At 70.8% G+C, this 23,080-nt stretch carries 28 protein-coding genes; 13 read left to right on the top strand and 15 right to left on the bottom strand.

Annotated elements, in window-relative coordinates; all coding sequences use genetic code 11:
- Nucleotides 1-355: 355 nt before the first annotated feature.
- The 5 genes from ACTWNK_RS06060 to ACTWNK_RS06040 form a co-directional block, all read right to left on the bottom strand.
- Nucleotides 356-691, bottom strand: a complete 336-nt coding sequence (locus ACTWNK_RS06060; protein WP_474302560.1) for a helix-turn-helix domain-containing protein — start codon at nt 689-691, stop codon at nt 356-358.
- Nucleotides 688-1,059, bottom strand: coding sequence for a type II toxin-antitoxin system RelE/ParE family toxin (locus tag ACTWNK_RS06055; protein WP_474302558.1), 372 nt, complete (start codon nt 1,057-1,059; stop codon nt 688-690). The genes ACTWNK_RS06060 and ACTWNK_RS06055 overlap by 4 nt, the downstream gene beginning before the upstream one ends.
- Before the next feature lie 762 nt (nt 1,060-1,821).
- Complete coding sequence (locus ACTWNK_RS06050) at nt 1,822-2,079, bottom strand: CopG family transcriptional regulator (protein WP_474302556.1); 258 nt, start codon at nt 2,077-2,079, stop codon at nt 1,822-1,824.
- Between the two features lie 40 nt (nt 2,080-2,119).
- Nucleotides 2,120-2,341 (bottom strand): hypothetical protein, encoded by a 222-nt coding sequence (locus ACTWNK_RS06045; protein WP_474302554.1) that lies wholly within the window; start codon nt 2,339-2,341, stop codon nt 2,120-2,122.
- A 584-nt stretch (nt 2,342-2,925) separates the two neighbouring features.
- A complete protein-coding gene (locus ACTWNK_RS06040) occupies nt 2,926-3,510 on the bottom strand; it encodes a TetR/AcrR family transcriptional regulator (protein ID WP_474302552.1) in 585 nt (194 codons plus the stop codon).
- Between the two features lie 12 nt (nt 3,511-3,522).
- Here ACTWNK_RS06040 and ACTWNK_RS06035 point away from each other — a divergent pair, with 12 nt between their 5' ends.
- On the top strand, nt 3,523-3,789 hold the full coding sequence (locus tag ACTWNK_RS06035; protein WP_474302549.1) for a hypothetical protein: 267 nt from the start codon (nt 3,523-3,525) through the stop codon (nt 3,787-3,789).
- Between the two features lie 10 nt (nt 3,790-3,799).
- On the opposite strand, the gene ACTWNK_RS06030 is transcribed toward ACTWNK_RS06035, so the two are convergent.
- Entirely contained in the window at nt 3,800-5,308 is a 1,509-nt protein-coding gene (locus ACTWNK_RS06030; protein WP_474302547.1) for an MFS transporter, read from the bottom strand.
- 118 nt (nt 5,309-5,426) lie between these two features.
- Between ACTWNK_RS06030 and ACTWNK_RS06025 the strand changes: the two genes are divergently transcribed.
- A complete protein-coding gene (locus ACTWNK_RS06025) occupies nt 5,427-6,575 on the top strand; it encodes a sensor histidine kinase (protein WP_474302545.1) in 1,149 nt (382 codons plus the stop codon).
- Nucleotides 6,572-7,234, top strand: a complete 663-nt coding sequence (locus ACTWNK_RS06020; RefSeq protein WP_474302543.1) for a response regulator — start codon at nt 6,572-6,574, stop codon at nt 7,232-7,234. Before ACTWNK_RS06025 ends, ACTWNK_RS06020 begins: the two co-directional genes overlap by 4 nt.
- A 58-nt stretch (nt 7,235-7,292) precedes the next feature.
- Here the strand turns inward: ACTWNK_RS06020 and ACTWNK_RS06015 are convergent, their stop codons facing one another.
- On the bottom strand, nt 7,293-7,961 hold the full coding sequence (locus tag ACTWNK_RS06015; RefSeq protein WP_474302542.1) for a GntR family transcriptional regulator: 669 nt from the start codon (nt 7,959-7,961) through the stop codon (nt 7,293-7,295).
- Nucleotides 7,962-8,192: 231 nt separating this feature from the next.
- Here ACTWNK_RS06015 and ACTWNK_RS06010 point away from each other — a divergent pair, with 231 nt between their 5' ends.
- Entirely contained in the window at nt 8,193-8,711 is a 519-nt protein-coding gene (locus ACTWNK_RS06010) for an amino acid permease (protein WP_474302540.1), read from the top strand.
- Here the strand turns inward: ACTWNK_RS06010 and ACTWNK_RS06005 are convergent.
- Genes ACTWNK_RS06005 through ACTWNK_RS05995 form a run of 3 tightly spaced genes read right to left on the bottom strand, consistent with a single transcriptional unit; the run spans nt 8,690 to nt 12,160 of the window.
- Nucleotides 8,690-9,376, bottom strand: a complete 687-nt coding sequence (locus ACTWNK_RS06005; RefSeq protein WP_474302538.1) for a GntR family transcriptional regulator — start codon at nt 9,374-9,376, stop codon at nt 8,690-8,692. The two genes, ACTWNK_RS06010 and ACTWNK_RS06005, sit on opposite strands and share 22 nt — an antisense overlap.
- 17 nt (nt 9,377-9,393) lie before the next feature.
- Complete coding sequence (locus ACTWNK_RS06000) at nt 9,394-10,722, bottom strand: MmgE/PrpD family protein (protein WP_474302536.1); 1,329 nt, start codon at nt 10,720-10,722, stop codon at nt 9,394-9,396.
- Between the two features lie 7 nt (nt 10,723-10,729).
- Nucleotides 10,730-12,160, bottom strand: coding sequence for a diaminopimelate decarboxylase family protein (locus ACTWNK_RS05995; protein ID WP_474302534.1), 1,431 nt, complete (start codon nt 12,158-12,160; stop codon nt 10,730-10,732).
- 150 nt (nt 12,161-12,310) lie between these two features.
- Here ACTWNK_RS05995 and ACTWNK_RS05990 point away from each other — a divergent pair, with 150 nt between their 5' ends.
- Genes ACTWNK_RS05990 through ACTWNK_RS05970 form a run of 5 tightly spaced genes read left to right on the top strand, consistent with a single transcriptional unit; the run spans nt 12,311 to nt 14,869 of the window.
- Complete coding sequence (locus ACTWNK_RS05990; RefSeq protein WP_474302532.1) at nt 12,311-13,096, top strand: carbon-nitrogen family hydrolase; 786 nt, start codon at nt 12,311-12,313, stop codon at nt 13,094-13,096.
- A gap of 2 nt (nt 13,097-13,098) precedes the next feature.
- Nucleotides 13,099-13,773, top strand: coding sequence for a DUF2848 family protein (locus tag ACTWNK_RS05985; RefSeq protein WP_474302530.1), 675 nt, complete (start codon nt 13,099-13,101; stop codon nt 13,771-13,773).
- 18 nt (nt 13,774-13,791) lie between these two features.
- Nucleotides 13,792-14,001: a 4-hydroxyphenylacetate 3-hydroxylase C-terminal domain-containing protein gene (locus ACTWNK_RS05980; RefSeq protein ID WP_474310846.1), complete on the top strand. Its 210-nt coding sequence runs from the start codon at nt 13,792-13,794 to the stop codon at nt 13,999-14,001.
- The gene (locus ACTWNK_RS05975; RefSeq protein WP_474302528.1) at nt 13,998-14,357 is read left to right on the top strand and encodes a cupin domain-containing protein; all 360 of its coding nucleotides are present in this window, start codon (nt 13,998-14,000) and stop codon (nt 14,355-14,357) included. The genes ACTWNK_RS05980 and ACTWNK_RS05975 overlap by 4 nt, the downstream gene beginning before the upstream one ends.
- Nucleotides 14,354-14,869: a flavin reductase family protein gene (locus ACTWNK_RS05970; RefSeq protein ID WP_474302526.1), complete on the top strand. Its 516-nt coding sequence runs from the start codon at nt 14,354-14,356 to the stop codon at nt 14,867-14,869. Before ACTWNK_RS05975 ends, ACTWNK_RS05970 begins: the two co-directional genes overlap by 4 nt.
- Here ACTWNK_RS05970 and ACTWNK_RS05965 read toward each other — a convergent pair.
- Entirely contained in the window at nt 14,829-15,590 is a 762-nt protein-coding gene (locus ACTWNK_RS05965) for a MerR family transcriptional regulator (protein WP_474302524.1), read from the bottom strand. The two genes, ACTWNK_RS05970 and ACTWNK_RS05965, sit on opposite strands and share 41 nt — an antisense overlap.
- Nucleotides 15,591-15,644: 54 nt before the next feature.
- Here ACTWNK_RS05965 and ACTWNK_RS05960 point away from each other — a divergent pair, with 54 nt between their 5' ends.
- Nucleotides 15,645-15,920 carry a hypothetical protein gene (locus tag ACTWNK_RS05960; RefSeq protein ID WP_474302522.1) on the top strand — a complete coding sequence of 92 codons (276 nt, stop codon included), beginning with the start codon at nt 15,645-15,647 and terminating at the stop codon, nt 15,918-15,920.
- Here ACTWNK_RS05960 and ACTWNK_RS05955 read toward each other — a convergent pair.
- On the bottom strand, nt 15,901-17,202 hold the full coding sequence (locus ACTWNK_RS05955; RefSeq protein WP_474302520.1) for an alpha/beta hydrolase family protein: 1,302 nt from the start codon (nt 17,200-17,202) through the stop codon (nt 15,901-15,903). The genes ACTWNK_RS05960 and ACTWNK_RS05955 overlap by 20 nt on opposite strands.
- A 69-nt stretch (nt 17,203-17,271) precedes the next feature.
- Here ACTWNK_RS05955 and ACTWNK_RS05950 point away from each other — a divergent pair, with 69 nt between their 5' ends.
- A complete protein-coding gene (locus tag ACTWNK_RS05950; protein ID WP_474302519.1) occupies nt 17,272-17,805 on the top strand; it encodes a helix-turn-helix domain-containing protein in 534 nt (177 codons plus the stop codon).
- A gap of 18 nt (nt 17,806-17,823) precedes the next feature.
- Here the strand turns inward: ACTWNK_RS05950 and ACTWNK_RS05945 are convergent, their stop codons facing one another.
- Entirely contained in the window at nt 17,824-18,432 is a 609-nt protein-coding gene (locus ACTWNK_RS05945; protein ID WP_474302517.1) for a TetR/AcrR family transcriptional regulator, read from the bottom strand.
- Between the two features lie 96 nt (nt 18,433-18,528).
- On the opposite strand from ACTWNK_RS05945, the gene ACTWNK_RS05940 reads away from it, so the two are divergent.
- Together ACTWNK_RS05940 and ACTWNK_RS05935 are read left to right on the top strand one after the other, a co-directional pair.
- Nucleotides 18,529-19,989: an APC family permease gene (locus ACTWNK_RS05940; RefSeq protein WP_474302515.1), complete on the top strand. Its 1,461-nt coding sequence runs from the start codon at nt 18,529-18,531 to the stop codon at nt 19,987-19,989.
- Nucleotides 19,965-21,524 (top strand): amidohydrolase, encoded by a 1,560-nt coding sequence (locus ACTWNK_RS05935; protein WP_474302513.1) that lies wholly within the window; start codon nt 19,965-19,967, stop codon nt 21,522-21,524. The genes ACTWNK_RS05940 and ACTWNK_RS05935 overlap by 25 nt, the downstream gene beginning before the upstream one ends.
- A 9-nt stretch (nt 21,525-21,533) precedes the next feature.
- On the opposite strand, the gene ACTWNK_RS05930 is transcribed toward ACTWNK_RS05935, so the two are convergent.
- Together ACTWNK_RS05930 and ACTWNK_RS05925 are read right to left on the bottom strand one after the other, a co-directional pair.
- Complete coding sequence (locus tag ACTWNK_RS05930; RefSeq protein ID WP_474302511.1) at nt 21,534-22,547, bottom strand: NAD(P)/FAD-dependent oxidoreductase; 1,014 nt, start codon at nt 22,545-22,547, stop codon at nt 21,534-21,536.
- Nucleotides 22,544-23,074, bottom strand: coding sequence for an isoprenylcysteine carboxyl methyltransferase family protein (locus ACTWNK_RS05925; protein ID WP_474302509.1), 531 nt, complete (start codon nt 23,072-23,074; stop codon nt 22,544-22,546). Before ACTWNK_RS05925 ends, ACTWNK_RS05930 begins: the two co-directional genes overlap by 4 nt.
- Nucleotides 23,075-23,080 lie beyond the last annotated feature (6 nt).

Genomic DNA, 23,080 nt, shown 5'->3' with positions numbered 1-23,080 from the left:
TCCAGTGGCGTTCTTGAGGCACGAACGGCCCGAACGGGACATAGTCGAGCAGTTCGGGAGAACCTGCGCGTCTCGGCCTGGGAGATCAAAGCCGCCACCCACTTTGCGAACTGCACGCAGTTCTGTCGCTGCCCTCACGGCAAGTTCATCGGGAACAGAGGCCGCACGGACCGCAGATCAGAAGAGCTTCAGCAAGATCCCCAGGCTCCGCGCTTTGCCGAAGACGCCGAGAAATTGAACTCAGAGACTTGATCTCGCTGCGCCATTGACCGATTGATGGGTGCGCCTGCGGTAGCTCTGCGGTGAAGGCCCGGCGTTGGGCAAGCATTGTGGATGAGAGCGCGGTCTGTCCGCGTCAGGCAGCGTCAGTGTCGGTGCCGCGCAGAATGTAGAGGTCGTCGCCGAAGACCGCGGAGATCTGGAGGTGGCCCCCGAGGGCTTGGACGTAGCGAGCGATGGCGTCGACGGTGGAGATTTCTCCGTGCTCGATCTGGGAGACGCGGCTCTTGGTAACCCCCATGCGCTCGGCTACTTCGCTCTGAGTCAGGCCCAGGGCGGTTCGGCGTTCGGCGAGGCGGTGGCCGTCGATGTAGGACTGGTTGCGCCTTCGGGCCTCTGCGACGGCATTCTCGCCGCCAGCCTCCGCGACGATGTCGGCCCGTATGTCACTCCACTTGGGAAAGTTCGTCATCGCTCCCCCTCCTCGGCCTCTCGCTCTTTCACATACTCGACGTACAACTCCTCGGCTCGAGGAATGGCTCGCCGATACCAGCCGGACCAGTCCCCCGACTTGTCGCCGCCGACCAGGAGGATCGCAGACCTCCACGGATCGAAGACGAAGATGATCCTCATCTCGGAACGGCCCGCCGAGCCCGGCCGCAGCTCCTTCAGATTGTGAACTTGGGAGCCCTCCAACCGATCGACCAGCGGGCGGCCCAAAGCGGGACCGTCTTCAGCCAGCCTGTCGATGGCATCAACGACCTGCGCTTTGGACTTGGCGTCCAGCTCCCGGAGCCAGCCCATGAACTCGTTGGTGACACGGATCTCCCACTCCTCCACAACTAGAGTTTAGCAAATCCTCTACTTCTGACAAAGGGCGTGTGGGAGCCAGCAGGAGGCTACTCGCAGATCGCCACATCGCCAGCTCGACGTCAAAGCGCGGTGGTGGCCAGGCGATCCTCAAGCTGACTCCAGAGGTCGATCCCCGTCACCCGCCATGCCCCTCTGTTCGACCGAAATACCGTCACCGTCCTCCGAGTGGACGCTGAGCATCGCGAGCGAACAGGAGGACACCGGATATGGACTGAGACCCAGTGGTTCGAGCTTCCCACCGACTCCACCTGAGCGCGCCTGCTCGCGAAGGCCGTCATTGATGGCTGCACCAGGCTGGATCAATGTCGATCTGAGTCTCGCCATGTGCCATCTCCCGCAACTACGCGGACAAGCCCGGCGGGGCCGCCTCTGAACTCGGACTTTGATGACAGTGACGCGCATACCGCAGGTCGGAGGTGAGAACCGTAACGGGTCCCGGAGCGGCGTGAGAGGTGGCGCCGAGCATTGCGTACTTGTGCTCGCAGGCCGACGTCGACCAGAAGGGGGGCGGCTTGGCGGGCGATTGATTCGGTGACCAGGCGGGACAACGTCACCCTTGGAACTGGCCGGTCGGCGCAAAGGTGGACTACCTCGACGGGGGGCGCAGCCGTGGCGATGACGCGGAGGTCATCAGCGCGAGCGAGCGCCAGCCGGCTGATGACCGCTTCGTACAGGACGGGATTGGTCAGTCCCTTGCTGTCGAGCATGAGGTGCTGCCGAGAGAACCGGTCACGGGGCCGCACCACCATCAGCCTGGGCATGTCGAACTTGATGGAGATGATCGCGCAGCGCCTGGAGCTCCTCGTCTGTGACAGGGGCGTGCTCGTTCTCGGCAGCTTGGATGAGTTCGTTGAGGTTGTCACGTTCGAGCAGGCGGGCCACCGCGGCGGCGTAGGGGGACAAGCCTGGAGGGCCGCTGTGCGATCGGGCGGCGTCGGCGGTGTCACACAGCATGGTGATCGAATACTTGTCGGCGGGCTCACTCATGCTGTTTCTCCTAGCTCCCAAGCCAGCGGATCACATCACATCACGCTGTTTCGGTCTGTCGGCGTAGTGTCCAGTAGATCCAGTTTCCGCTGGATGTGCTGGAGGCCACGTCCCATCCCTCTCCGCCGAGGGCGGTGAGGAGTGCGACCACCTCCTTGAAGCTGCCGCTGCTCATGTGCTCGGCACCGTCAGGGAAGTTGATGCGGATGGAATTCGCGTCCCAGATCCATTCCATTGAAGCGAATTCGTACACGAGAATCATCTCCGTTCCAGTCGACGACAAACGAGATGTCACATTACACCCCGCAAAGCGCTTGGACCTTGGAAGCGAACATAGCTGCATGCCGCCGTTCGAAATGAACCTCGCTCGCCGCGCAATGCGGAAAAGGCGGCCGAGGGGACGTCAAGACGCCTACCAATGCCCCTCCAGGTCGCCGATTCTCTTTCGGAGGGCGCGTGCGTCGTTGTTGGGTAAGGCATGGAGCACGGCGTACAGGAGAGCGCGGAGTTCGGCGGGGTCGGGGCAGCAGAGCATTACTCCGCAGGATTGCGCCGGATCGAAAGAATGCACCCATGGGGCCTGCAAGAACCACGACCAGGCGCGTAATGCTTCGGCGGTCGCGCCGGTCCAGTAGCGGTCGTGTTCCAGGCGGGCGAGTGCGATGCGGCCGCGGCGGGACAGGCCTGAGACTTGTGGGGCGTTTGTCGGAGTTCGCGGCGAATGACGCAGGCGGTCGGTGCGGATTTGGGCTGGACGTCTACGCGCCATGGCCCTTTCGTGTGATCGACATAGCGCCATATTGCTACAGCTCGCGCGCACCGGCCAAGTCTCGAACCGAGCTGTGGTCAGGAGGCCGTCGGCGCGTGGTGGGCGTGGACGGCGCGGGACAGGATCCGGCACAGGTGGTCGGTGTCGGCGGGTGTGTTGTCGATGAGGAGGGCCGTGCAGAGGCCGTCGGAGGCGGCGACGAGGGCGGCGATGGACGTGGGGTCGGAGGTGAGGGTGGCGGCGAGGTCGCCGATGTCCTGGCGCCAGCGGCGGGCGACGGGGGCCAGGGCGGGGCGGCGGGCGGCCAGGGTGGACAGTTCGCGTTCGGCGAGGGCGCGTTCACGGCCGGGGCCGGCGGATTCGGCGATCAGTTCGGCCAGGGCGCGGAGCTTGTCGCCGGGGGCGTCGATGATCTGGCGGATGCGCCGGGTGTAGGCGTCGGCGACGCTGGACAGGGCCGCGACGAGCAGGTCGTCGAGGGTGGCGAAGTAGTACGTGCTCAGGCTGGTGGTGATTCCGGCCTGCTTGGCGACGGTGCGATGCGTGACACCCGAGGCTCCGTCGCGCGCGACGACGGCGAGGGTGGCGTCGATGATGTCCGCACGACGCTTGTTGCCCCGAGCCTTGCGCCCATCGACGTGCCCGCTCTCGACGCCGGTCATGCGCCTATCGACGTGCCCGCCCTCACCACCGCCCATGCGCCCACCGATGTGCCCGCCCTCGACACCGCTCATACGCCCACCGACGTGCCCGCCCTCATCGCCGCCCACACGCCCATCGACGTGCCCACTCTCATCGCCGCCCACACGCCCATCGACGTGCCCGCCCTCACCACCGCCCACACGCCCACCGGCGTGCCCACCCTCACCACCGCCCACACGCCCACCGACGCGCCCGCCCTCACCACCGTCCATACACCCCTCCCGAACGATCCAGCGTAGTCGAGCCCCCTCACTCCCCTTCACCAAGCGCACGCACGTGCCGCAACGCCGTCAAGCACAGTACGGCCGCCGCGACGATGGCGACCCCGGCCACAGCGGAAGCGACGTTCACCCCGCCCACGAACGCACGCTGCGCCTCCCCCACCACCCCGGCGGGCAGCCGCTCGGCGACCGACAACGCGCCGGCGAGGCTGTCGGTCACCCGTTCCTCGACCTCGGACGGCACACCATCGGGAACGACCAGTCGCGAGGTGTAGAGAACGGCGGTGAGGCTCCCGAGCACAGCGACGCCCACGGCGATGCCGAGTTCCTGGACGGTTTCCGACAGCGCGGCGGCCGATCCGGACTTCGACGCCGGAGCCGCCCCGACGACCATGTCGGTGCCGAGGGCGGCGATCGCCCCGAGCCCCAGGTACACGAACGCGAACCCGGCCACCACCTTCACCCCCTCCCCGGCCCCGACACCGGCCAGCAGCGCATAGCCGATCACCGAGAGCCCGAGCATGATCGCCATGACCAGTCCGGGCCGTACCCGCCGGGCGACGATGGGCGCGCCGATCGCCGCCGCGAACATCGCCAGAGCAGGCGGCCCCATCCACAGACCGGCCGCGAACGGCGTCATCCCTTCGACCAGCTGAAGGTACTGCGTGACCAGGTACATCGTCCCGCCCACCCCGACCAGCCCGATCAGCAGCACGGCCAGCGCCACGGAGAACGCCCGGTTCGCCAGCAGCGAGACGTCGAGCAGCGGCGAGGCCAGGCCGCGCTGACGCCGGACGAAGACCACCCCGGCCACGGCACCGAGTACGGCGAGCACCACGCCGCCGAGGTCGGGACCGTACGCGGCCATGTGCTTGATCGCATAGATCACCGGCAGGATCGCCGCCAGCGACAGCCCCACACTGGCCAGGTCGAGGCGGCCGGCCTGCGGATCGGCGTACTCGGGCAGCAGCGTACGCGCACCGGCCAGGACGACGACCGCGACGGGCACGGCGACCAGGAACGCCGCCCCCCACCAGAACGTGCCGACCAGCGCGCCACCGACCACGGGCCCGGCGGCCATCCCCAGGGCGAACATCGTCGCCCAGATCCCGATCGCGACCGCGCGCTGACGGACGTCGGCGAACATGTTCGAAATCAGCGACAGCGTCGACGGCATCAACGTGGCCCCGGCGACCCCGAGCAGCGCCCGGGCGAGGATCAGCAGTTCGGCGTTCGGGGCGAAGGCGGCGAACACCGAGACCACCGCGAACACCGCCGTCCCCGCCACCAGCAGGCGACGCCGCCCGATCCGGTCCCCGAGCGTCCCCATCGTGATGAGGAACCCGGCGATGAAGAACCCGTAGGCATCCATGATCCACAGCGTCTGGGTCGCCGACGGGTCCAGCGCCCTGGCCATGCTCGGCAGCACCAGGTACAGCACGGTGACGTCCAGCCCGAGCAGCACGGTCGGCAGCGCCAGCAGCCCCAGCCCCGCCCACTCCCGCCGCCCCGCACGCCGTACCACGACCTGTGACATAACGCTCTCCTTCGCTCAAGAAATTTGAACGATAGTACAACTTGTACCATCGTTCAAATAGATGGGCGCTATCCTGTGGCAGGTCAGGCCAGGAACGACCCGTCGGAAGGCGACGACCGTGACAACCACCCAGCGCCGGGTCGCATGGCTGGTGGCGCATGTGGTCATGGCGGTGCTGACCGTGCTCACGCTGGTGGGGGTGCGCTATCTCGGGGCGGGCCTCGGACAGGTGCTCGCCGCGGCGGGCGCCGCCGTGCTGCTGCACGCGGGTGCGGTGACGGCGCGAGGCAGGCCGTGGGCGGGGTATTCGCTCAGCGCCTTGGGCATGCTCGTGCTGGTGACGATCCCTTTCCTGGGATGGTCGCCGACGCTGTTGCCCTCCTCGGTGTGCTTCCTCATCGCACTGTGGTCGGTGAGCGGCCGTGCCTCCCTCAGGGCTTCGGTGCTCGCGCTGGGCGTCGCCGCGCTCGGGATCGTCCTCACCGAACTGGTGGCCTGGGCGCGGCAACCCCCTGACGTACCGGGGTGGTCGCGCCTGGTCGAGGGCGGGGTGCTGATGCTGGGGGTCGGCGGTGTGTGGCTGGGCGCCCTGCTGGTACGGCGAAGGCACGAGGCGAGGCAGCGGGCCGAGAGCGCACGACTGGCGGCGGCGGTCGCGGACGAGCGGGCCGGGATACGCCGGGACCTGCACGACGTGATCGCCCACACGGTCACGGTCATGGTCGCGCGGATCGAGGCCGCGGCGGTGACGACGGCGGACCCGGCGACCCGGCGCGAGCTGGGCGACATCGCCGAGGCGGGCCGCGACGCCCACCAGGGCCTGCGGGCGATGCTGGCCACCGTCGTGCCGCGCGCCGACGCCCGGCCCGAGCACGTGCCGATCTCGCTCGACGTCATCCCGGACCTGGTGGCCTCGGCGGCGAGCCCGTTGCACGCGGTGCGCCTCACGGAGGTGGGCGAGCGCCGACCGCTGAGCCTGAGCGCCGAGGTCGCGGCCGTACGCACGGTGCAGGAGGGCATCACCAACGCCCTGCGCCACCTCCGGCCGCCGGTCGAGGTGAGCGTGCTCCTACGGTGGACCCCGGCCGAACTCCTGGTCGAGGTACGCGACGACGGCGGCAGTGCACGACGCGACGCGGGCAGCCAGGGCACGGGACTGCTAGGAATCGAGGAACGGGTGCGTACGGCGGGCGGCACACTGTCGATCGACGACGGCGACGACGGATGGGCACTGCGGACACGGCTGCCCACGAAGGAGAAGGCATGACGGCCATCCGGGTCATGCTCGTCGACGACCAGGAGTTGTTGCGGGCCTCGCTCCGCACGGTGCTGTCGGCCGATGAGCGCATCGACGTCACCCACGACGTCGCGAACGGCGCCGAAGCGGTCGAGGTCGTCAGGCGCCACCGCCTCGACGTCGTCCTGATGGACATCCGCATGCCCCGCATGGACGGCGTCGCCGCCACGACGGAGATCGTCAGGATCGCACCGGCGACCCGGGTGCTCATGCTGACCACGTTCGACGACGACGACCTGGTCGTGGCCGCCGTACGCGCCGGTGCGAGCGGCTACCTGACCAAGGACGTCAGACCCGCGGCCCTCGCCCAGGCCGTCTGCGACGTCGCATCCGGCACGGCCGCACTGGCCCCGGGCGTGGCCGCCACCCTCCTCGACCTGGTACGGCAGGCGCCGACGCGAAGGACGGCGGCGCTGGACGGCCTCACCCCGCGCGAGGTGGAGATCTTCGGCCTGCTCGCCCGGGGCAGGTCCAACAGCGAGATCCGCACGCAGCTCGTGCTGAGCGAGAACACCGTGAAGTCACACGTCCGGGCCGTCCTGCAGAAGCTGGACCTGCGCGACCGCGTGCACGCGGTGATCCACGCCTACGAGAACGGCCTCGTGGGACGCGACGACCTACCGGGCTGAGCGCCGGGGTGGACGTGACATCCTCACGGACGGCGGTGGCCGGTCAGGCGGCATGTGTTCACTCCCACGGCCCCGACAGGTCGGCCCTGCTCAGGGTGCGCAGGGTGCTGGCCAGGTGCTCGGTCAGGGCGTCTGCCGCGTTCTGCGGGTCCTCGGTGCGCAGGGCGTCCACGATGGCGCCGTGTTCGGCGAGCACGCGCTCGGCGCGGTCCTTGCCGGCGCCGACGGCTCGAAGGCCCATGCGGACCTGCTTGTCGCGCAGGGACTCGTAGAACTCCTGGAGCAGGGGATTTCCGGCATGGCGCACGATCGTGCGGTGGAAGGCGCGGTCGCAGTCGATGAACGCGCCGGGGTCGTCCACGAGCTGACGCTGGGTGTCCAGGAGGCGTTCCAGCACGGCGAGGAGGTCCGGGCTCGCCGGACTCACCCGGCGGATGCACCAGGACTCGATCAGCTCGCGCGCCTCCATGGCCGCCCGCATGTCGGCGTCGGAGATCGGCGGCACGAAAGCGCCCTTCTTCGGCACGATCTGCAACAGGCCCTCGGCCTCCAGGCGCAGCAGCGCCTCCCTCGCCGGTGTGCGTGAGGTGCCCGCGGCCTCGGCGATCGCCCCTTCGGTGAGGAAGGTCCCCTCGTCACGGGGTATCCCGCCGATGTGCTCCTTGACCCAGTTGTAGGTCACGTCCTGCGCGGATGCGGAATCCTTCGAGGGCTGTCGACTTCTCATGAACATGATGTATACATGTGCCCTATCACCCGGGCAACTCCTCAGGACCTATGCGTCCGGCCGTACCTCCATGGCAAGAGGCGCCCAGAAGAGCAATCATGAAATCCTCCCCTTTATCCCCTCCTGCCGGTTCCCCGCCTTCCTCTTCCTTCCTCCTCTTCCTTCGAGACCGAGACCGACACCGACGCCGGTGGCGGCCTGCGGGCGAGTCTCGGTCAACGGCAGATGGGCATGATCGCGATCGGTGGTGTCATCGGCGCGGGCCTGTTCGTCGGCAGTGGTGGCGCCATCGGTACGGCCGGGCCTGGCGTCGTCGTCGGCTATCTGGCCGTGGGCGGCCTGGTCGTCCTGGTCATGCGCATGCTGGCCGAACTCGCCGTGTCCGCGCCCGACTCCGGTTCGTTCTCGACGTATGCCACGCGGGAGATCGGCGCCTGGGCCGGGCTGGCCGTTGGCTGGCTGTATGCGTACATGTGGGCGGTCATGGTGGGCTTCGAAGCGGTGGCAGCCGCGGTGCTCGATCACCTGGGTGTGCCGCTCGCACCGCAGATCATGGACGCCGTCGTCTTCACCGCGCTGCTGTCCTGTCTCAATGCCGGGATCTACAGCTCGTCGCGCATGGTGTTCGCGCTGGCGCGCCGCCGGGAGGCACCGGCGTCGTTCGCCAGGCTCAACGAGCGCGGGGTGCCGACGCTCGCCGTCGTCGTGGGGGTGGCGACCGCCCGCCGTCAGGTGGAGGCGCCCGGCTGAGCCAGGAGTTGCGGCATCGACTCCAAGGTGAGCCGGGTCCGCCTGATGTGCAGCGCGACCAGGGCCGACACGTCTTCGGGGGACGAACGGCGGATCGCGTCCAGGATCAGCTGGTGTTCGAGGTGGGAGATCTCCAGGCGCTGTTCGCCGGGCAGCCAGGAGTAGACGTTGCGGTACTGCTGGCTCGTCTCCCACAACGACTCGATCATCCGGATCAGCCTCGGCATGCCGCACGCCTGGTAGATGAGCTGATGGAACTCCAGATCGAGCTCATGAAAACGAGGTTCGACGGCCTGCGTGGCGGACAGGTCATCGAGAACCCGGGCGATCCCGGCGACGGCGTCGTCGTCCAGCCGGGACGCCGCCCGACCGGCCGCGAACGGTTCGAGCTGCTCGCGCAGCAGATAGACCTCTTGCAGGTCGGCCAGATCGAGCGCCGCCACCCGTGCCCCGGCGTTGGGCCGGATGACCACCCGGCCCTCGCTGGACAACTCCCGCAACGCCTCACGTACCGGAATGCGACTGGTTCCGTGGCGCTTGGCGATGACGTCCTGGCGGATGGGATCGCCGGGCCGCAGCACTCCGTTGCGGATGTCCGCCCGCAGCTCGGCGGCGATCGTGTCGACGACGGCGAGACTGTCGGAGGCGGGGTTGTTGCTTCGCATGACGGGCCCGATCTTGGTCAGAGGCGTGCCGCGGCCATCAGGGGGACGACGTCGTGCAGGGTCGTCACCGCGGCCACGGTCGAGGCCAGCGTATCGAGCCGGGAGACGGGATGCCCCGAGGCTTCGACGCGCCCGGCCCAGATGTCGGTGAGCCCGCTCCAGGAGAAGGCGAACGTGTCCCCGGACGGCACGAGCGTACGGGAGAGCGGGGGACGGCCGGGCAGCACGACCTCGAGCCGGGCGGCGAGCGGGGGCAGGCTCGGATCGGCGATGACGCGTACCCGTTCGCCGAGCCGTACCGTGCGGAGGTCGTGCTGGGGGCGGTGCAGCAGGTCGAGGCGGAAGGCGCCGTGCGTCAGGGTCGTCGCGACGCAGTACGAGGCGCTCATGAGGGCGCCGGAGAGGGACTGTGGCTCGGCGCCGAGAATGCCGGGATAGACCCGGTCCTCCGGATGGAGGTAGCACCGGATCTCGGTGATCGCGGCGGGATCGGCCCGCAGGTCCGGGCCGAGGCCGAGGGCGAGTGCGATCGGGGCCTGAAGGATGTTGCAGGCCGAGTACCACTTGTAGACGGTGTCGAGGATGCGCCAGGTGACGGCCGCGCCCGGCTCCAGCTCACGGTCGAGCCGGTCCGGCCCGTTGCCGCGCTTGTGCCACAGCAGGGGCAGGGCGTCCTCGGCGAAGATCCCCTCGGCGCCCCGGAAACCGGCGCGTACCTGCTGGACGGCCCGGACTCCCGCCTGCGCCGACAGGCCGAGCTGGAGCGACCAGTCGTCCGACCCGTCGACGAAGGTCCTGTTCAGCCCGCCCGAGAGGTTGGCCGACAGGGCGATCGCATGGGCGATGCCTTCGGCGTCCAGGCCCGAGGCGACGGCCACGGCGGCGGCCGAGCCGATCCCGCCGAACGCCGACGAGGCGCGCAGCCCCCTGGCCAGGACGCCGGAGACGAACACCTCCCCCACCAGCGCGGCCGTCTCCCACCCGGCGACGAGCGCCGAGACGAGCGCGGCCCCCGTGAGCCCGCGCTCCCGCGCCGTGGCCAGGAGCGCGGGCAGGATGGCGCTGCCCAGATGGGCCTGGGAGGCGTAGTGCGTGGAGTCCAGGGCCAGGGCGTGGGTGCGTACTCCTCCCAGGAAGGCGATCGCGCCCGGATCGTGCCGTGCCCCGTCGCCCACCAGGGCCGTCGCCTTGTCGACGACGGGACCGGCGGCGAGCATGGCGCAGGCCAGGTCGTTGAGCAGGACCGCTTCGGCGGCGGCGAGCACGGGTGCGGGCAGTTCGGTCCGTGCGATGTGCTGGGCGCGTCGCGCGAGCAGCAGGAGGCGGTGTTCGGCCCGGGGTGTCACCGGGGCGCTACCCGGCATGCGGGGTGCCGACGGCCGCAGTGCCGGGCAGGAGGTACCCGGCGGCGATGTCCTCGACCGTGCGCCTGCGGCGGATCACGTGTGTCGTGTGCCCGTCCACCAGCACAGTGGGCGGCAGCGGGAGCGCGCAGTACTCGGTGGAGACCGATTCGCAGTACGCGCCCTGGTCGAGCAGGGCGACCAGGTCACCGCGGCCGAGTTCCGGCATCACGACCGGAGGGGTCACCTCGTCCGGCGCGCAGGTGGCGCCCGCGATGCGCACGTGTTCGGTGCAGGGCTCGCCCATCCTGCTCGCGGCGAGCGCCGGGTGGTAGACGTCCACCATGAGCCGCCTGACGAAGTGATAGGCGGAGGTGTCCTCGAGGAACACCCACTGCCGCCGCTCACCTCGTACGGAGACCGTCTTGCGCACGCCCACGCGGCCGACGAAAACGGCGGCGTTGGAGATGATGTAGCCGCCGGGCTCGACCCAGATGTCGACCTCGGGCAGTGCGGACTGGGCGAGCAGCCGTGCTGTGTACCCCGCCGTGGCGTCGGCGACCGCCTCGATCTCCGGCAGGCTGCGCACGGCTCCGGGGCCGTACCCGGTGTCGGTCTGGACGCGATAGCCGCCGCCGTAGTTGAGGACCTCGAGCGTGACGCCACGGGAGCGGTGCAGCTCGCCCGCGACCGCGACCAGCTGCTCGACGACCCGCCTGCGGCGCCGGATGTCGAGCTTGGCGTCGTAGGCGGAGTCGTAGGCGGTGAAGCCCAGGTGATGGTGCAGGCCGACGAGGCGTACGCCGGTGGCCCGTGCGATGAGATCGGCGGCACGCAGGGCGTCGGCGTCCGTCAGCCCGAACTTCGTCTCCAGTTCGGAGGCGAACATGCTCGGGTCGTCGTGGTGGCGTTCCAGGTCGGTCGCCAGGCGCAGGGCGATCCGCACCTCGGCGTCGCCCGGCCGTACAAGGGAGATCAGCCGGTCGAGTTCGTCGAGGGAGTCGACGTTCACGGCGGCGACCTGGGCGTCGATGATCCATCGCAGATAGGCGTCGGACTTGCAGTTGCCGTTGGCGACGACGTGGCCGGACGCGACGCCAGCCTCCTCGGCGAGCACCGCGTGTCCGAGGCTGGCGACGTCGACCATGGCGCCCTGCTGGACGAGCAGGGCGATGACGGCCGGGGCCGGGTTGGCCTTGCTCGCGTAGACGACGCGGCTGCGGGGGCCGGCCTGCCGGAAGGCATCGGTGATCGTCGCCAGGTTGTGCCGGAGCGTGTGCGCCGACATGACCCACAGCGGTGCGCCGTACTGCCGGGCCAGTTCGGCCACCGAGACGCCCTCCACGGTCAGGACGCCGGACCGATCGGTGCCGAGTGCGACGTCGTGCGGGCGGATCCGTGAGGCGGACGTCTGGCCTGCGGAGTGCTGGATTGTATGCATGTTGGTCAGGTTAGGGCGCGAAATCGCCCTGTCAAGGGTAGCTTGTCCCTTGAATTGCATACGAAATTGAGATTCGTCGACCGCGTGAACACCCCCTTGCCGTTCTGCCATACCACTTGTATACATGATGTCCATGAGAGAGGGACTGTGATGAGGATCGCGATGCTCCAGGTCGCCAGCCCGCCTGAGGAGTCGCCCGGCGCACGGCGCGCCCGGGTCGGCCGGATGATCGCCGAGGCGCGTGGGGCCGATCTGGTCGTGCTGCCCGAGTTGTGGGCGGTCGGGTACTTCGCCTTCGACGCCTACGCCGAGCGGGCCGAGACGCTGAGCGGCCCCACGGTCATGATCGCCAGGGAGTGGGCCAGGGCGCTGGGCGCCCATGTGCATCTCGGCAGCATCGTGGAACGCGATCCCGACGGCCGGCTGTACAACACGGCCGTCCTGATCGACCCGGACGGAGGGATCGCCCACACCTATCGGAAGATGCACCTGTTCGGGCAGGCCTCCCGCGAGCGTGAGCTGCTCACGCCGGGTGACGCCGTCGGGTCCGTCGACACCGCGCTGGGGTCGTTCGGCGTCGCCACCTGCTACGACCTGCGCTTTCCCGAGCTGTGGCGGGCCCTGATCGATGCCGGAGCCCGCTCCGTCGTCGTGCCCGCCGCCTGGCCCGCTGCCCGTGTCGAGCACTGGAAGCTGTTCACGACCTGCCGTGCCGTCGAGGAGCAGGTGCTGCTCATCGCCTGCAACGCGGTCGGCGTCCAGGAGGGCGGCGTCGAGCTGGGCGGGCACAGCCGGGTCGTCGACCCCTGGGGGACGGTGCTCGCCGAGGCCGGGACACGCGAGGGGCTCACGTTCTGCGAGGCCGATCCCGCCCTGGTCGATGCCGTACGGGCGGACTTCCCCGTGCTGGCCGATCGCCGTCCGGCGGGGAGGTGACCATGTCGCGGGCCTTGGACGTGACCGTGCACGGCACCGCCGAGCGGCTGGCGTTGCGCCCGGAACGGCTGGTCGTCGCCGGGTACACCGCCAGGGACCGGGCGGCCGTGGCCGAGCACATCGCCGAACTGGCCAGGATCGGCGTCGCGCCGCCGCCGGCCGTGCCCGCCTTCTACGACCTCGATCCCGGCCTGCTCACCACCCACCCGGTCGTCGAGGTGCCGGGCGCGGCGACCTCCGGCGAGGTGGAGCCGGTCGTGATCCGCCACGACGGCAGGCACTTCCTGGCCGTCGGCTCCGACCACACCGACCGCGCACTGGAGCGCGCCGACATCGCCGCGTCGAAGGCGGCCTGCCCCAAACCGATCGGGGCCACGGTCGTGGAGATCGGCGCCGACCTGTCGTCGCTCGACTGGGACGGCCTCCGTCTCGACTCCACCGTCGACGACCGGCCCTACCAGGCGGGCCGGGCGGCCGTGCTCCGCCCTCCCGCCGAACTGCTGCGGGAGATGAGCGCCGCGCTCGGCGACATCACCTCGGACCTGGTGCTGTTCTGCGGCACCTTTCCCCTGCTCGGCGGCACGTTCGTACACGGCCGTCGCTGGCAGCTACGGCTCCACCTGTCCGGGCGGCAGGCCGTGACCCACACCTATCGCACGCAGCCAAGGAGCGTCTGATGCGCACAGGATCCGACTATCTGGCCTCGCTCAAGGCTGTTCAAACTCGTCTGGGACGCGGTGGGCAGCGAATTCGCCGGACGCCATCACCAGTACGAGATGTTCTATGCCGGAGCGCCGTTCGTGGTGAAGGGCTACGCCTTTCGCAACTACGGCTTCGACGAGCCGCTCGCCGAGGTCGAGGCCTTCCTGGCGAGCTACGACGCCGAGAGCGCGGTGCGGCCGTGAGCAAGCCGGAGCACGAGTTCTTCCCCGTCACCGCGATCGGCTTCACCGTGTGCGCGGGCGACGACCCGATGATCACCGAGCGCGTGCTCTCCCGGGATCCGGACACGGGAGTCGCGACCCGCATCCTGCGCTATGCGCCCGGCGCGGACTCCACGCCTTCGGGGGTGCAGAGGCACGACTTCTGGGAGGAGGTCTACATCCTGGAGGGTTCCTTCGTCGACCTCACGCTCGGCCGTGCCTTCACCGCCGGGATGTATGCCTGCCGCCCGCCCGCCATGCCGCACGGCCCCTGGCGTACCGACGAGGGCGTGACGACGTTCGAGGTCCGTTACCCGGCGATCGGACTGCTCCCATGACGGTTTCCGGCACCGTGGCCCCGCTGACCATGCGCCGTGCGATGAGGCGTTTCGCCACCGGCGTCGCCGTCGTCACCACCAGCGACGGCGGGGTTCCGCACGGGATGACGGTCAACTCGCTGACGTCGGTCTCGCTGGAGCCGCCGCTCCTGCTGGTCTGCCTGACCACGGGCGCGCGCACCACCGACGCGGTCGTCGCCAGCGGGCGTTTCGCCGTCAACATCCTCTCGGTACGCCAGGAGCATCTGGCACTGCGGTTCGCCACGCGTGGGGCCGATCATTTCGCCGGGCTGGACGTCGTGCACGACCGGCACGGGGTTCCCGTCGTACCTGACGCCGTCGCGCATCTGCAGTGCACGGTCGAACGGCATTTCGTCGCAGGGGATCACAGTGTGGTCGTCGGCGAGGTGCGGGAGACGTGGGAGCGGGACGGCCGGCCGCTGGGGTACGTCGGAGGGTCGTTCGGCACGATCACCGCTCGGGGGGACGACCCTCCGCACTGGTTCTTCTGACCCCGCCGCGCAGCAGTCCGTCCAAGCGTTGCCAGGCCGGGGAGGAGGCGTTGACCGCGCTCTGGATGAGGTCCGGGATCGCGGAGGCCGTGCCCAGCTCGGGCGGCTCGGCGGAGGCGTACCTGCGGGCGGTCGCCTCGGTGATGCTCGCGGCGAGCGCGTCGATGCGGGGATCGCCGGGGTCGAGGTCGTGCGCCTGGTCGTAGGCGAGGAACAGGCGGCGCATCGACGGGTCGGAGAGGGTCTGCGCCTGGTCGTGGAAGAGGCGCAGGGCGTGGTCGGGGTGGGTGGCGAAGACGAGGATCCACAGGTCGCGCTGCAGGCTCACCCATCGGGGCGTGAATCCCCAACGGGTCAGCCGTTCCAGGTGGGCGTCGACCTCGGCGGGCAGCGGTCCCAGGTCTCCGGCGGCGAGGCGGCGCATGCGCTCCTGGGTGGCCCGCAGGGCGCGGATGCGTTCGGTGAAGGCGTCGTCGATCTCGCGCAGGGCCTGCTGGAACTCCGCCTCGCCCGCCGATCGCAGCTCACGGATCCGGGCCAGCGGCACGCCCGCCTCGGCCAAAGTCCGGATCTTGATCAGGTCGACGACGGCGTCCGCGCCGTACCGCCGGTAGCCGGAGGCGTCGCGGCCGGGCTCGGGCAGCAGCCCCTTGTCGTGGTACACGCGGATGGTCTTGATCGACACCCCGACGTACCTGGCCAGCTGCCCGATGGTGATCACCGGGCCATCGTGTCATTTGACCCTTCCCCAGGGGCAAGGTCGCAGCATGGTGTCATGACGAACACCGATCCTGACCGTGACACCCTGCGCGAGCTCGCCGACGCGGGCAACGAGGCCGCCCTGGACCGCCTGGCCGACCTCGCCGACGCTGCGGACGACCTCACGGAGCTGAGCGAACTCCTGGACGAGGGGTCCATGCACGCCGGACTCCTGCTCACCCGCCGTGCGAGCGCGACCGGCGACCTGCGCGAACTGCAACGCATCTCGGACGCCGGGTACGACGGCGCCGACGCCGAGCTGAACCGCCTGCTCAAGGGACGCGACGGCTGACATCCGGCCCGGCCAGCCAGTCGGCGATGCCGTCGATCACGGCCGGGTCGACATGCTGGGGCGCCTGGTAGTCGGCCGGGCTCGACGGCCCCTCGCCTGGAAAGAACAGGTGGTCGTCGGCGTCGTACACGCGGATGTCGACATCCGCACGCGCCCCGAGTCCCGCCCGCCAGCCCGCGAGGTCGTCCGCGACCGTCACCTGGTAGTCGCGCCCGCCCTGGAGGATGAGCATCGGGATGTCCAGACCCGCCGCGGTCGCGACCGGATCGTAGTCGCGCAGGTCCAGCCAGTACGCCCCCGAGTAGCCGAACGGCAGCTCCGCCGCCGGTGTGTCAGCCGACAGGTCCGGACCGTCGACGAGCGCCGCCTGCCTGGTGATCGCCTCGATCGCGGCATCGGCGGCCGGTCCGGGATCGGCCGAGGCGAGATGACGCACGACGCGCACGGCGGCGTGGTGCATGGGCTGGGTGTCGCCCGCCAGCACGACCAGACCCGCCACGTACGGCTCCGCCTCGGCGACCCGCGGGGCGACCTTTCCCCCCATGCTGTGCCCCGCGACGTACACGCGTCCGGGCTCGACGCCCGGCTGCCCCCGCAGCAGCCGGACCGCGGCGACGGCATGCGGGAGGTACTCCTCGGTCATCGTGCCCGCCGAGCGCCCGCCGTGCACGTGGGTCACCTTGTCGAAGCGCAGCACCGCGACGCCTCGGGAGGCCAGGCCCCAGGCCAGGTCCTTCAGCGGCTTGTTGGGCCCGACGGTGGCGTCCCGGTCGAACGGGCCGCCGCCGCCGAGCAGCACCACACCGGGCCACGGACCGCGCCCGCGCGGCAGGCTCACCGTCCCCGGCACGGCCCGCTCGCCCGAGCCCACGGTGACGTCGTGCTCGTCGAACCTCTCGCGGACGGCGTAGGGCGGCGGCGTCCACGTCCCGGTGGCGGCGGGCACGAGCTGGAGCCCCTGCACCAGGCCGTTGTCGTCGACCGACATGACGACCGTCAGCTCGCCGCGTTCGTGTGTGACGGGGACGCTCACCTTGACCAGGCTCGCCTGTCCCGACGCGGCCACCCAGTCCGCCGGGGCCGGTTCAACGATCGGCGGGCCCGTCGTGCGGTAGGGCCCGATCCCGGCCAGTTCGGCCTCCCAGGCGGCACGCAACGTCCCGGCGGGCGCCACCGCGCGCAGCGGCGGCGCGAACAGCCGTACGACGTCGGCGAAGTGCCCTTGTGCCGCCAGGTCGACGACCGCCGTCGCGATCTCCGCCGGATCTGTTTCCGATGCCATACCGGCACCACCTTTCTACAGTTTTGCGAACGGTAGCATGACATGAGAACGTAGGACATCGTGGATACCTTGGAGCTCCTGGCACATCCGATACGGCTGCGGATCGTGCACGCGATGCGCGGGGACCGGGCCCTCACCACCGCCCAGTTGCACGCCCGCATCCCCGACGTCTCCAAGGCCATGCTCTACCGGCATGTCGACCTGCTCGCGAACGCCGGAGTCCTGGAGGTGGCCGAGGAGAGGCGCGTGCGCGGCGCGGTCGAACGCGGCTACCGCCTGCGCCACGACCGGGTCGCCGTCGACGCCGACGCCGCCGCGGCGCTGTCGGCCGACGAGCATCGGCGGGTGTTCGCCACGGCGATGGCCGTCCTGGTCGCCGAGTTCGACGCCTATCTCGACCGCGAGGGCGCCGATCCGGCGGCGGACCTGGTCGGCTACCGGCAGCACGCCGTCTGGCTCGACCGCGGCGAGCTGGAGGAGCTGCTCGGCGAGCTCCGCCGCGCGATCCTGCCCCGCCTGGCCAACCTCCCGTCCCCGGCCCGCGCCAGGTACCTGCTCAGCCCGATCCACTTCCCGATGGAGGCAGGCCCGGACGACCGGTGAGCCGGTCGGGCGTCGCGGTCACGTCGCCCGCATCCCCGCGATGTGTCCGAGCACCGCCGTCAGCGCCACCTCGAAGGCGAGGTCGGCCCGCCCCGGAGGCGTGGCGGCGATGGCGCGTCCCAGGGCGGGCGTGCGCGGCTGCCCCGTGAGCTGCCAGATCGGATCGGGCGCGGCCAGGTCGAGCGCCGATCCGAGGATCACGTTCTCCAGCGCGGTCAGCACGACCAGCGTCGCGTCCTCGGCGAAACCGGCGTCCAGCAGGATGCGGACCACCTTGTCGTACTGCTGCAGCACGCGCGGGGCCCGGACCGCGGTCGTCAGCAGGAGCGGGATCGCACGCGGGTGCGCGGCGAACGCGGTGCGGTAGGAGCGGGCCCACGAGGCCAGGGCCCGCTCCCAGGGCTGGGTGTCGAGGCCCACGGGGTCGATCTCGCGGGAGATGTGCTCGCGGATGAGCTCGATGACGCCTTCGCGGCCCTCCACGTGGTGGTAGAGCGAGGCGGTGCGCACGCCCAGCCTGCGGGCGATCTGCGGAAGGCTGACCTCGCCCTGCTCGTCGACCAGGGCCAGGGCGGCCTGGCCGATGCGGTCGCGGTCCAGCAGGGGGGTGCGTGGCCGGCCCATCATCGCGTTCTCCTCTTCCCAGAGCTGTCCAGGGGGGCTACATTGCCAAAACCTACAGCCTTTAGATTTTCAGTGCAGGCCGGAAGGGGCATCGCTGACATGTCCACACCCTCCCCCGGACTCAGATCCGGCGTACTCGGCACCTCGGACATCTCCTTCTACGTCGTCTCCGCCGCCGCTCCCCTGACCGTCATGGCGGGCGTCGCACCCATCGCCCTCCTGCTGGGAGGCGTGGGCGCGCCGGTGGGGTACCTGGCCGCCGGGCTCACCCTGGTGATCTTCGCAGTCGGGTTCACCACCATGAGCCGCCACGTCCGCAGTGGCGGCGCCTTCTACGCCTTCATCACCCGCGGCCTCGGCCGTCCGGCGGGCGCCGGTGGCGCCATGCTCGCCGTGCTCGGCTACAACGCGATGGAGATCGGCGTGTACGGCCTGCTCGGCAGTGCCACGGCCGGGACGCTCAAGGCCCTGCTGGGCTGGGACGTGCCGTGGCTGCCGATCGCCCTGGCCGGACTGGTCCTGACCTTCCTCGGCGGCTACCGCTCGATCGACTTCGGCGCCAAGCTCCTGGGCGTCCTGCTGCTGGCCGAGACCGCCATCCTGCTGCTTCTGGCGGGAGGCGTCCTGCTCAAGGCCGATCTCAGCCTGACCTCGTTCGCGCCGGGCAACATCGGCGTGCCCGGCATGATCGCGGTGCTCGCCTTCGCGTTCGGGGCGTTCACCGGGTTCGAGTCCACCGTGATCTACCGCCGCGAGGCACGCGACCCGGATCGCACCATCCCGCGCGCCACCTTCATCGCACTCGGCTTCCTCGGCCTGTTCTACGCCTTCATCGTCTGGATCGTGATCCAGGCCTACGGCGCCGCACAGATCGGCCGGGCCGCGGCCGACGACCCCGCCGGGCTGTTCTTCTCGGCGATCACCACCTATGTGGGCGGATGGGCGGCCGATCTGATGCACGTCCTCATCGTGACCAGCATCATCGCCTCGCTCCTCGCCTTCCACAATGCGATCAACCGCTACACGCTGTCGCTGTCCGAAGAGGGCGTGTTGCCCGCCGTGCTCGGTCGTATCCACCCTCGTCACCAGTCGCCCTATGTGGCGGGGATCGCCCAGACCGCACTTGGTTTCGTGGTCGTGCTCGCCTTCGGCCTGGCGGGAGCCGATCCGTACACGCATCTGCTGCTCTGGGTGAACACCCTGGGCATGATGAGCCTCGTCGCGCTCATGGCCGTGACGGCGGTCGCGGTGTACCTCTTCTTCCGGCGCACGCCCAGCGGGGAGAGCCTCTGGCGCACGCGCGTGGCGCCGCTGCTCGCGGCCGTCCTGCTGACGGGTGCGCTCGGGCTGATCACCACCAGGCTCTCGCTGTTCACCGGCGGCGCGACCGTCGTCAATGTCGTCATCCTGGTCACCGTGCCAGCCGTGTTCGTCGCCGGGATCGCCGCCGCCTACCGGCTGCGGGCGAGCAGGCCCGAGGTGTACCGGCGTTTCGCCGCCGAGCCCCGGGACGGCGAGCGGGAAGGGAGTGACCCGTGCGCGCAGCCGACCTCGTCCTGACCGGTGCCCGCGTCCGTACCCTCGTCGCGGGCGATGCGCCGCCCGTCGAGGCGGTGGCCGTACGCGGCGGGCTGATCGTCGCCACCGGGGACGCCGGTGACGCGCGGGCGTGGTGCGGGCCGGGCACCCGGGTCGTCGACCTGGCGGGGGCCACACTCGTGCCCGGCCTGACCGACAGCCACAGCCACCCGCTGTGGGGCCTGGACCTGGCCTCGGGCACCGACCTTTCGCACGTCGCCGACCTGGCGGGCCTGCGCGCCGCCCTGCGCAGCGCGCCCCGGGTGGACGGCTGGGTGCTGGGGCACGGCCTGGACCACAACGTCTTCGCCGGACAGCCCCCGCACCACGGCCTCATCGAGGACGCCCTGGCGGGCGCGCCCGCGCACCTGCGCCTGTACGACGCCCACTCGGTGCTGGCCAGCAAGGCCGCGCTCCAGATGGCGGGGATCGACGGCCCGCGCACGTTCGCCGAACGCGCCCGGGTCGTCTGCGACGTCGAAGGCCGCCCGACCGGGCACCTCGTCGAGCACGCCGCCATGCAACTGCTCGCCCCCTTCCTGCCCCGCACCCCGCAGCCCGTACGGCGGGCGCGGCTGATCGACCTGCTCTCCGGCATGGCCGCGACCGGTCTGACCGGCCTGCACGTCATGGATCTCGGCGCCGACGACCTCGACCTGCTGCGCGCCTGCGAGCACGACCTGCCGGTACGGCTGCGGCTGCATCCGTGGTGCATGCCCGGCGCCGACCTCGCCCCGCTGATCGCCCTGCAGCGGGAACGCGGGACGAACTGGCGGGTCGGCGGGGTGAAGTTGTTCATGGACGGCACCGTCGAAGGCGGCACCGCCTGGCTGGAGCATCCCGACTGCCACGGCCAGGGCACCGAGGCGTTCTGGCCGGACCCGGCCGCCTACAGCCGGGCCGTGCGCACGCTTCATCTCGCCGGGGTCGCCACCGCCACCCACGCCATCGGCGACGCCGCCGTACGGCACGTGCTCGACACCGTCGAAAGCCTCGGCGCGCAGGGCGGACCCCGTCATCGCGTCGAGCACATCGAGACGCTCGGCGACCGGCAGCTGGCCAGGTTCGCCCGGCTCGGCGTCGTCGCCTCGCTCCAGCCGCCGCACACCGCCTACTCCCGCGAGGACCACTCCGACCAGTGGTCGCTCCGCCTCGGCGCGGAACGCGCCGCACGCGCCTGGCGCTTTCGCGACCTGCGGGCCTCCGGCGCGACCGTGGCGCTCGGCTCCGACTGGCCGATCGCACACCACGACGCCCGCCAGATCCTGCGCTCGGCCCGCACCCCCTACGGCGCGGCCACGGGACGCGGCCTGGACGGCCTGGCCGCACTCGAAGGCTGCACCACCCACGCCGCCCTGGCCGCGAACGAGGAGCACGTCGCCGGACGCATCGCCCCCGGCTACCGCGCCGACCTGACGGCCCTGGCCCTCGACCCGGTCACCGCGCCTCCCGACGAACTCGCCGAGTCGCCCGTACGGCTGGCGATGACGGGAGGGCGGATCACATACGAGGGGTGAGGCCGTAGGTCAGGCCAATGCCCGGACCACCGCCGTGAACAGCCACGGTGCGCGCGCGGCGGCCGGGACGACCAGGCGGGCGGTGCCCTGCCGGCGCGTCGCCGCCAGCAGGGCGCCGGTCAGGACCCGATGCGTGCGCGACAGCCGCCGCCACGCCCGCTCGTAGTCCTGCGGCCGTTGCCTGACCAGAGCGCCGACCAGCGCACGCGCCGACAGCACGGCCAGGCAGAGGCCCTCGCCGGTGAGCGCGTCGGTGTACCCGGCGGCGTCGCCCACCAGCAGCACACGTCCGGCGACCCGGCCGCGCACCCGCTGGCGCAGCGGCCCCGCTCCCCTGACGGGCGTCGCCGCCTCGCCGGACAGACGGGCGAGCAGGCCGGGGAAGGCGGCCAGGTGCTCCTCGTACCGCATACGCCGGGTGCTCAGGATCGCCACGCCGACCAGGTCGTCGGCCACCGGCGTCACGTATGCCTCTCCCTCGCCCGACCAGTGCACCTCGACGTGGTCCGACCACGGGGCCAGCCGGAAGTGTCTGCGCAGGCCGTACCTGCGGGGTCCTCGGTCGGGCAGGCCCAGGCCCAGGCGGGTGCGCAGGGGTGAGTGCAGGCCGTCGGCCGCGACCAGCCAGCGCGCCCGCATGCCCGCCGCCTCGACGCCGCCGCCGTCCTGGCGCAGGTCGTCGAGCCTGGCCGTGACGACGGGCACGCCGAGTTCGGCCACGCGTGCGGCCAGGGCGGCATGCAGGACCGTGCGCCGTATGCCCATGCCGTGCGCACGGCCGAAGTCGGCGCGCGCCCGGGTGGACCCGTCGACGTAGTCGATGCCGTGCAGCGCACGCCCTTCGAGGCGCACGCCCATCGCCCGTAGCGCCTCGACGCCGCCGGGCATCAGGCCTTCGCCGCACGCCTTGTCGACCGGTGTCTTGCGGGGCTCGACGACGACGGCGCTGAGCCCGGCCAGCGAGGCGTGGATCGCCGTCGCCAGCCCGGCCGGGCCGCCGCCTGCCACGATGACGTCGATCAACGGGCCTCCCGCTCGCCCAGCAGGGCCAGCGCCTCGTTCTCGCACCGGATGCGCACCACCATCAGCACGGCGTTGAGCACGGTGAACACCAGCGCGGTGACCCACGCGGTGTGCACGAGCGGAAGCGCGGCCCCCTCGACCGCCACCGCCACGTAGTTCGGATGCCGCAGCCACCCGATCGCGTACGGCCCGCTGCGCACCGCGGGCAGCCCCGGCACGACGATCACCTGGGTGTTCCACCGATGCCCCAGCGCCCGGATGCACCACCACCGCAACGCCTGCGAGGCCAGTACGAGCGCCAGCATCGGCCACCCGAGCACCGGCAGGAACGGCCGATCGGCCAGCGCCACCTCCGCGAGGCACCCGGCGAGCAGCCCGGTGTGCAGGACGACCATCCAGGGATAGTGGCGCTGCCCGCTCAGGACGCCGCCGCGCTCCATGCTCCAGCGTGTGTTGCGCCTGGCGACGACGAGTTCGGCGATCCGCTCGACGCCGACCGCGAGGACGAGAAGGGTGTACCAGACCATCGCCGC

Source organism: Nonomuraea sp. IBHARD001, from assembly GCF_056106265.1.
Note: the sequence above shows the minus strand (reverse complement) of the source record. Positions and strands in the feature narration are given on the sequence as shown.

Bases quoted from the DNA above. Each gene is read 5' to 3' on its own strand.
- ACTWNK_RS06060 (WP_474302560.1), bottom strand. From the start codon at position 691: ATGACGAACTTTCCCAAGTGGAGTGACATACGGGCCGACATCGTCGCG.
- ACTWNK_RS06050 (WP_474302556.1), bottom strand. From the start codon at position 2,079: ATGAGTGAGCCCGCCGACAAGTATTCGATCACCATGCTGTGTGACACC.
- ACTWNK_RS06045 (WP_474302554.1), bottom strand. From the start codon at position 2,341: ATGATTCTCGTGTACGAATTCGCTTCAATGGAATGGATCTGGGACGCG.
- ACTWNK_RS06040 (WP_474302552.1), bottom strand. From the start codon at position 3,510: ATGACCGGCGTCGAGAGCGGGCACGTCGATGGGCGCAAGGCTCGGGGC.
- ACTWNK_RS06030 (WP_474302547.1), bottom strand. From the start codon at position 5,308: ATGTCACAGGTCGTGGTACGGCGTGCGGGGCGGCGGGAGTGGGCGGGG.
- ACTWNK_RS06020 (WP_474302543.1), top strand. From the start codon at position 6,572: ATGACGGCCATCCGGGTCATGCTCGTCGACGACCAGGAGTTGTTGCGG.
- ACTWNK_RS06015 (WP_474302542.1), bottom strand. From the start codon at position 7,961: ATGAGAAGTCGACAGCCCTCGAAGGATTCCGCATCCGCGCAGGACGTG.
- ACTWNK_RS06010 (WP_474302540.1), top strand. From the start codon at position 8,193: ATGATCGCGATCGGTGGTGTCATCGGCGCGGGCCTGTTCGTCGGCAGT.
- ACTWNK_RS06005 (WP_474302538.1), bottom strand. From the start codon at position 9,376: ATGCGAAGCAACAACCCCGCCTCCGACAGTCTCGCCGTCGTCGACACG.
- ACTWNK_RS05995 (WP_474302534.1), bottom strand. From the start codon at position 12,160: ATGCATACAATCCAGCACTCCGCAGGCCAGACGTCCGCCTCACGGATC.
- ACTWNK_RS05990 (WP_474302532.1), top strand. From the start codon at position 12,311: ATGAGGATCGCGATGCTCCAGGTCGCCAGCCCGCCTGAGGAGTCGCCC.
- ACTWNK_RS05985 (WP_474302530.1), top strand. From the start codon at position 13,099: ATGTCGCGGGCCTTGGACGTGACCGTGCACGGCACCGCCGAGCGGCTG.
- ACTWNK_RS05970 (WP_474302526.1), top strand. From the start codon at position 14,354: ATGACGGTTTCCGGCACCGTGGCCCCGCTGACCATGCGCCGTGCGATG.
- ACTWNK_RS05960 (WP_474302522.1), top strand. From the start codon at position 15,645: ATGACGAACACCGATCCTGACCGTGACACCCTGCGCGAGCTCGCCGAC.
- ACTWNK_RS05955 (WP_474302520.1), bottom strand. From the start codon at position 17,202: ATGGCATCGGAAACAGATCCGGCGGAGATCGCGACGGCGGTCGTCGAC.
- ACTWNK_RS05945 (WP_474302517.1), bottom strand. From the start codon at position 18,432: ATGATGGGCCGGCCACGCACCCCCCTGCTGGACCGCGACCGCATCGGC.
- ACTWNK_RS05940 (WP_474302515.1), top strand. From the start codon at position 18,529: ATGTCCACACCCTCCCCCGGACTCAGATCCGGCGTACTCGGCACCTCG.
- ACTWNK_RS05925 (WP_474302509.1), bottom strand. From the start codon at position 23,074: ATGGTCTGGTACACCCTTCTCGTCCTCGCGGTCGGCGTCGAGCGGATC.